Origin of the sequence: Sandarakinorhabdus limnophila DSM 17366 (genome assembly GCF_945882885.1) — a bacterium.
GTDB lineage: Bacteria > Pseudomonadota > Alphaproteobacteria > Sphingomonadales > Sphingomonadaceae > Sandarakinorhabdus > Sandarakinorhabdus limnophila_A.
In genome coordinates this window covers 1-6,603 of record NZ_CAMCWT010000086.1, presented here as the reverse complement: position 1 = coordinate 6,603, position 6,603 = coordinate 1, and the positions used below count along the sequence as shown (strand labels likewise).

General features: G+C 64.4%; 6 protein-coding genes. 4 read left to right on the top strand and 2 right to left on the bottom strand.

Annotated features, from left to right (window positions below; translation table 11 throughout):
* Window positions 1-695, bottom strand: a 695-nt coding sequence (locus tag Q7O19_RS12675; RefSeq protein ID WP_369692480.1) for a ribonuclease D, incomplete at its 3' end; no start/stop codon positions are given.
* A gap of 91 nt (window positions 696-786) precedes the next feature.
* Between Q7O19_RS12675 and aspS the strand changes: the two genes are divergently transcribed.
* Together aspS and Q7O19_RS12665 are read left to right on the top strand one after the other, a co-directional pair.
* Complete coding sequence (gene aspS, locus Q7O19_RS12670) at window positions 787-2,568, top strand: aspartate--tRNA ligase (RefSeq protein ID WP_303810862.1); 1,782 nt, start codon at window positions 787-789, stop codon at window positions 2,566-2,568.
* Window positions 2,569-2,575: 7 nt separating this feature from the next.
* Complete coding sequence (locus tag Q7O19_RS12665; RefSeq protein ID WP_369692479.1) at window positions 2,576-3,400, top strand: polyphosphate kinase 2 family protein; 825 nt, start codon at window positions 2,576-2,578, stop codon at window positions 3,398-3,400.
* On the opposite strand, the gene Q7O19_RS12660 is transcribed toward Q7O19_RS12665, so the two are convergent.
* Window positions 3,397-5,436 carry a lytic transglycosylase domain-containing protein gene (locus Q7O19_RS12660; protein WP_303810861.1) on the bottom strand — a complete coding sequence of 680 codons (2,040 nt, stop codon included), beginning with the start codon at window positions 5,434-5,436 and terminating at the stop codon, window positions 3,397-3,399. The two genes, Q7O19_RS12665 and Q7O19_RS12660, sit on opposite strands and share 4 nt — an antisense overlap.
* A gap of 35 nt (window positions 5,437-5,471) precedes the next feature.
* Between Q7O19_RS12660 and dapA the strand changes: the two genes are divergently transcribed.
* Window positions 5,472-6,356 (top strand): 4-hydroxy-tetrahydrodipicolinate synthase, encoded by an 885-nt coding sequence (gene dapA / locus Q7O19_RS12655; RefSeq protein WP_303810860.1) that lies wholly within the window; start codon window positions 5,472-5,474, stop codon window positions 6,354-6,356.
* The coding region (locus Q7O19_RS12650; protein ID WP_303810859.1) for an SsrA-binding protein at window positions 6,356-6,603 on the top strand (248 nt) is incomplete at its 3' end. The genes dapA and Q7O19_RS12650, both read left to right, overlap by 1 nt.

The window sequence follows — 6,603 nt, the reverse complement described above, 5'->3', positions numbered from 1 at the left end:
TTGTCTTGCGCTTCCAGTTCGCGCCAGCGCGCCAGCGCCTTCAGCCGGCCCAGCACATCGGCCTTGCGGCTGGGCAGCCGCAGCCGCAGCCAGGCGCGTTCCGGATCATTGGCATAGGTGGCGGGATCAGACGCGCGCGCCATTTCATCGTCCAGCCACTCGCCGCGGCCGGTACGGCGCAATTTGTCCACCATCCGGGGGAACAGCTGAGCAAGATGAGTGACATCGCCGATGGCATAATCGATCTGGCGATCGTTCAATGGCCGGCGGGCCCAATCGGTGAAGCGGGCGCCCTTATCCACCTGGATGTTGGCATAGGCCGCCACCAGGTTGGTGTAACCAATCTGTTCGCCCAGCCCCAGCGCCATGGCGGCGATCTGCGTATCAAACAGCGGCTCCGGGGTCTTGCCGGTGAGATTGTAAATGATTTCCAGATCCTGGCCGCCGGCGTGGAACACCTTCAACACCGGTTCTTCCACCAGCAGCTTCAACAACGGCGCCAGATCGAGATCGGGGCTCTTGGGATCGATGGCGGCGGCTTCGTTCGGGCAGGCCACCTGCACCAGGCACAGATCGGGGTAGTAGGTGCTCTCGCGCATGAACTCGGTATCCACCGCGACGAAATCAGCGGTAGCCCAGCGGGCGCAAAGTTGTTCGAGAGTCGCGGTGTCCGTCACCAGCGGATGGATCAGCATGGGGCCCGTTACTCCAATCTCGCCGCTTGACAAAGCGGTGAATGACGTGTGCTAGCCGCCCTTCAAAACAAAGTTGCCGGAACACGGAAAAATGCACGTTTATCGCACCCACAATTGCGCCGCCCTGCGCGCCGCCGATGCCGGCCAGACGGTCAAACTGTCGGGCTGGGTCCACCGCAAGCGCGATCATGGCGGCGTGCTGTTCATCGATCTGCGCGATCACCATGGCCTGACCCAGATCGTCGCCGGCCCGTCGTCGCCGGCGTTCCCGGTGCTGGACCGCATCCGGGTGGAATCGGTGGTCACCATCGTTGGTGATGTCGTGCTGCGCGAAGGCGGCGCCATCAACAGCCGGCTGCCCACGGGCGAAGTGGAAGTGCGCGCCAAGGATATCACCATCCAGTCCACCGCCGATGAACTGCCGATGCCGGTGGCCGGTGAGGCCGAATATCCCGAAGATATCCGCCTGAAGTATCGCTTCCTCGATCTGCGTCGCGACCGCTTGCACCAGAACATCATGCTGCGCAGCAATGTGATTTCGTCGCTGCGCCGCCGCATGATCGATCAGGGGTTCATGGAATTCCAGACGCCGATCCTGACGGCGAGCAGCCCGGAAGGCGCGCGCGACTATCTGGTGCCCAGCCGCGTGCATCCAGGGAAATTCTATGCGCTTCCCCAAGCGCCGCAGATGTTCAAGCAGCTGCTGATGGTGGCCGGGTTTGACCGTTACTTCCAGATCGCGCCGTGCTTCCGCGATGAAGACGCCCGCGCTGATCGCAGCCCGGGTGAATTCTACCAGCTCGATTTCGAAATGAGCTTTGTCACCCAGGAAGACGTGTTCGCCGCCATTGAACCGGTGCTGGCCGGCGTGTTCGAGGAGTTCTCCGGCTTCGGCGGCCGTGATCCGTGGACGGTCACCAAGGGCGCGTTCCCGCGTATTCCCTATGCGGAATCGATGCTGAAGTATGGCAACGACAAGCCCGACCTGCGCAACCCGATCGTCATCACCGACGTTTCCAGCCACTTTGTCGGCTCGGGCTTCGGCCTGTTCGCCAAATTGGTGGATAGCGGCAACGTCGTGCGCGCCATTCCGGCGCCCGGCACGGCCGAAAAGAGCCGCAAGTTCTTCGACGACATGAACGAATGGGCGCGCAGCGAAGGCTATGCCGGTCTCGGCTATGTCACCCGCAAGGGCGGTGAGTTCGGCGGCCCCATCGCCAAGAACCATGGCGAGGAAGGCATGCTGGCGCTGTACGAGGCGCTCGGCCTTGGCCCGGATGACGGCTGTTTCTTCGCTGCCGGCAAGGTAGCCCAGGCGGCCAAGCTGGCCGGGCTCGCCCGTACCCGCATCGGCACGGAACTGGACCTGATCGAGCAGAACGCCTACAAATTCTGCTGGATCGTCGATTTCCCGATGTTCGAGTACGACGAAGACGCCAAGAAGATCGACTTCAGCCACAACCCGTTCTCGATGCCGCAGGGCGAACTGGAAGCGCTGGAGACCCAGGACCCGCTGACCATCAAGGCGTATCAGTACGATATCGTCTGCAACGGTGTCGAACTATCGTCGGGCGCGATCCGCAACCATCGCCCGGACATCATGTACAAGGCGTTCGAAATCGCCGGCTACACCCAGGAACAGGTGGATGCCAACTTCTCCGGCATGATCAACGCCTTCAAGTTCGGCGCGCCGCCACACGGTGGCTCGGCGCCGGGCGTGGATCGCATGGTGATGCTCATCGCTGATGAACCCAACATCCGCGAAGTGATCGTGTTCCCGATGACGCAGAAGGCCGAAGACCTGATGATGAACGCGCCGGCGCCGGCGACGCTGAAGCAGCTGCGCGAGCTGCATATCCGCATCGTCGACTAAGCAGGGCTTGCCTCCATGCCGGCGGGCTGCCAGCCTGCCGGCCATAAGCCCACACAATCTCGTCGATTTCGAAGTCGATCATGATCTTCCGCGCAGCGACTATGAAACGCAGCTTGAAGCCCTGCAGCATCGGCTGGAGCTGATCCAGGCCGCCTATATCATGCAGGGCCTGGAAGGCATCGTTGCCATCGAAGGCTGGGATGCGTCGGGCAAGGGCGGGCTTGTGACGCGGATGAACGCGACGCTCGATCCGCGGTTCTGCAAGGTCTGGTCGATTGCGGCGCCCACGCGCGAGGAGGCGGCGCGCCATTATCTGTGGCGGTTCTGGCAGCGCCTGCCCGGCAATCGCGAAATCGCCGTGTTCGATCGCACCTGGTACGGCCGGGTGCTGGTGGAGCGGGTCGATGGCTTCACGCCGGAGCCGCGTTGGCGGGATGCCTTCAAGGAAATCAATGAGTTCGAGGCATTGCTGCTGGCCGATGGCGTGCGGCTGGTGAAGATTTTCCTGCACACCACGCAGGCCGAGCAGGACAAGCGGCTGGAAGAGCGGATCAAGACCCCTTGGAAACGCTGGAAAACCGGCACGGATGATTACCACAACCGGTCTCAGCGGGCGGCCTATGTCGAGGCCTATGAGGACATGTTCCGTTTATGCTCGCCGCCGTCCGCGCCGTGGCACGTGGTTGCCGCCAATGACAAGAAATGGGCAAGGGTGCGCAGCCTGGAGTTGATCTGCGAGGCGCTGGGCGCCGGCGTGGACCTCAGCTGGCCGGAGCCGGATGCGGAATTGGTGAAGATTGCGGAGAAGGCGCTGGGGAAGAAGCTGGATTAACCCGGGTTGTCCCTGCCCAACCACTCGCTCAGCCGGTTGGGGCCTTTCGTGACCGCCCGGTCGGGATAAAGCGTTTCATAGACCACGGCATTTTCCAGCACGCGCTGCACATAGTTGCGGGTTTCCGCAAAGGGGATGTTCTCGATCCAGTCGAGAATGTCGCCGTTCCTGGGGTCGCCGTTCTGGGCAATGAAGCGCCGCACATTCCCCGGCCCGGCATTATAGGCTGCCACCGCCAGCGGCGCGGACCCACCGTAACTCGCCCGCAGCCGCTCGATGAAGCCGCTGCCAAGCGTGACATTCCACACCGGGTCCTGCGTCAACCGGCTGGCCGGGCTGGCGGGCAGGCCCATCTTCTGGGCCTGTTCGGCGGCCGTCGCCGGCACCAGTTGCATCAGGCCGAGCGCGTTGGCGCTTGAGCGTGCGGTGCGATCGAACTGGCTTTCCTGCCGTGTGATGGCGTGGATGATGGTGAAGCGCGGCAGCAGGCTTTCGGGCAGCGGCAGCACCGGGAAGGCGGCGGAAATCAGCGCCAGCTCCGCCGTGCCGCGTGCGGCCTTGCCGGCGTGAACACCCGCATCAGGGCGGTTGAGCGGCCCGGCCAGCCCTGCCACCAGCGCGGCACGCTGCGGGGTTTCGGCGGTATCGGCGAGTTGCTTCAGAAATGTGGTTTGCCGGCCGCGATCAATGTCGGCCAGTGCAAACACGGCGCGCACACGGCCTTCGGCGCAGAAATTGCCGGCGGTCACTGCATCAAGAGCGGGAAGAGGGCGATTGTCCAGCGACAGCGGCTGGCCCAAACGCTCGCTGGCCAATTGGCCATAGAAATAATCCGGATGGCGGGCTGCGGCGGCGAAATACTGCCGGGCTTGTTCCCGCTGGCCGGCGGCTTCCGCGGCGCGGCCAGCCCAGTAATCGCCGCGCGCCTGGCTGATCGGCGTCTGCGCCACGGCGCGGGCATTGCGGAAATGGGTGAGCGCTTGCGCCGGCTGGTTCAACCGCCGCAGGGCGATCCAGCCGGCAAGCCACTCCGCATCCAACAGTGCCGAACGTTCCGCCACCGGCCGCGCCGCCATGCGTGCGGCATCCAACCCGTGCCCGGCCAGCACGGCGCGGGCGCTTGTCACATTGCCCGCGCGCCACAAGGCCCGGCCGATATCGAGCCGCGCCTTCAGCCAGCTTTCCAGACCGATGCTGAGCAGCCCGCCGGCCACGCGCGGCGTTGCCGGCCCGGATAGCAGGGTATGGCACTCGGCAGCGCGGCCCTGGCGGATCAGCCATTGCGCCTCGTCGAGCACCAGCCCGGCTTCACGGCGCAGGCGATCCGGCACCACGGCCACGCGGGCGGCTACATCGGGTGCACCCCGTTTCAGGGCGATGCGGGCCAGCGCCCACAGGCGGGTATCGGTATCGACACGGGCCAGCATGCGTCCCGCCGGCGTGATGCGATCGGCCCACAACAGCCGGTCCATGCGGCTGGCATGATCTTCGGGTCGCAAGCGGTCGCCAAATTTCGCCAGCAGCCGGGCTTCCTGCACGTCATCCAGCCCGGCGGAATCCCAGGCGTCGCGCGCCCATGTGGCGGCCGTGCCTGCCTGTCCGCTGGCGAGCAGTGCTTCGGCGTAGCGCCATTTACCCTCGGCCGTGAGCGGAGCCACGCGCGCAAAATGGCGCACGATCTCATTGGCCGGCGTATCGTCGCCAATGCTGCGTTCGGCAAGCCGGCGGATGGTGGTGGATGCCGGCCAATCCGTGTGCCCGGCCAGGAAGGCGGCATATTCGCTGAAACTCGCCTTGTAGGGCTCGCGCCGCAGCCGGTCCCAGGTCACCACTTCGTCCAGCACCGGCACGGCTTGGCCACCGGTGAGCGGAGCGGCGGATAGCTGGTTGAAGCGCCCGCTTTCATTGTCGGCCAGCCGCGCCTGATAGCGCGCGATGGTGGCGGCATCGAGCGTTTGCGCGGCGACGGGGGCGGCCAATACCACCGATATGCTGGACAGGGCGGCCCACCCGCTTCTATTGCGCACACTATACATGCTGCCCGTGATAAGGTGCGGCAGAGGAACAGGCAATGAATGGACGTCCCTTCACAGGATCAATGCCGGCGCTGGTCACCCCGTTCAAGAATGGCGCGGTGGATCTGGATGGCTTTGCCGCGCATGTGGAATGGCAGATCGCCGAAGGCAGCCATGGTCTGGTGCCGGTGGGCACCACAGGCGAATCTCCCACGCTGGCCCATGATGAACATTATGCCGTGATCACCGCCTGCGTGGAGGTGGCGGCCAAGCGCGTGCCGGTGATCGCCGGCTGTGGCAGCAACGACACGCGCACGGCGCTGGCGCACCTGGCGCATGCGGAAAAAGTCGGCGCCGATGCCGCGTTGATCGTCGTGCCCTATTACAACAAGCCGAGCCAGGCTGGCCTGATCGCGCATTTTACCGCGCTGCATGACGCGACGTCGTTGCCGATCATCATCTACAATATCCCCGGCCGCAGCGTCGCCGACATGTCGGTGGAGACGATGGCCGAGCTGGCGAAGCTGCCGCGGATCATCGGCGTGAAGGATGCCACCGGCAACATCGCCCGAGTGGCGCAGCAACGGTTGGCGTGCGGCACTGATTTCATCCAGCTTTCCGGCAATGATGACATGGCGGTGGGCTTCAACGCGCAGGGCGGGGTGGGGGCGATTTCCGTGACGGCCAATGTGGCGCCGAAGTTGTGCGCGCAGATGCAGGAAGCGACACAGCGTGGCGATTATGCCGGCGCGCTGGCCATCAATGATCGGCTGCAGCCACTGCACGCGGCGCTGTTCAGCGATGCCTCGCCCGGCCCGACCAAATATGCGCTCAACCGGCTTGGCCGCATGGGCGTTGAAGTGCGCCTGCCGATCGCTGATCCTTCGGATACTGCCAAGGCTGCGGTTGACGCCGCTCTCGCCCACGCTGGCTTGGTGTGATGGCAAGACCGAAGCCTACCGTTGGCGTTAAAGTGAAGACCGTTGCCGAGAACCGGCGCGCGCGTTTCGAATATTATATCGAGGACGTGGTGGAAGCTGGCATCATGCTGACCGGCACCGAGGTGAAGTCGCTGCGCAAGGGCCAGGCCAGCATCGCCGAAAGCTTTGCCGAGGTGCGCGATGGCCAGATGTGGCTGATCAATGCGACCATTCAGGAGTTCAGCCACGGCAATATCTTCAATCACGA

Excerpts from the sequence above, each read along its gene's own strand:
- aspS (WP_303810862.1), top strand. The coding sequence starts at position 787 with ATGCACGTTTATCGCACCCACAATTGCGCCGCCCTGCGCGCCGCCGAT.
- Q7O19_RS12660 (WP_303810861.1), bottom strand. The coding sequence starts at position 5,436 with ATGTATAGTGTGCGCAATAGAAGCGGGTGGGCCGCCCTGTCCAGCATA.
- dapA (WP_303810860.1), top strand. The coding sequence starts at position 5,472 with ATGAATGGACGTCCCTTCACAGGATCAATGCCGGCGCTGGTCACCCCG.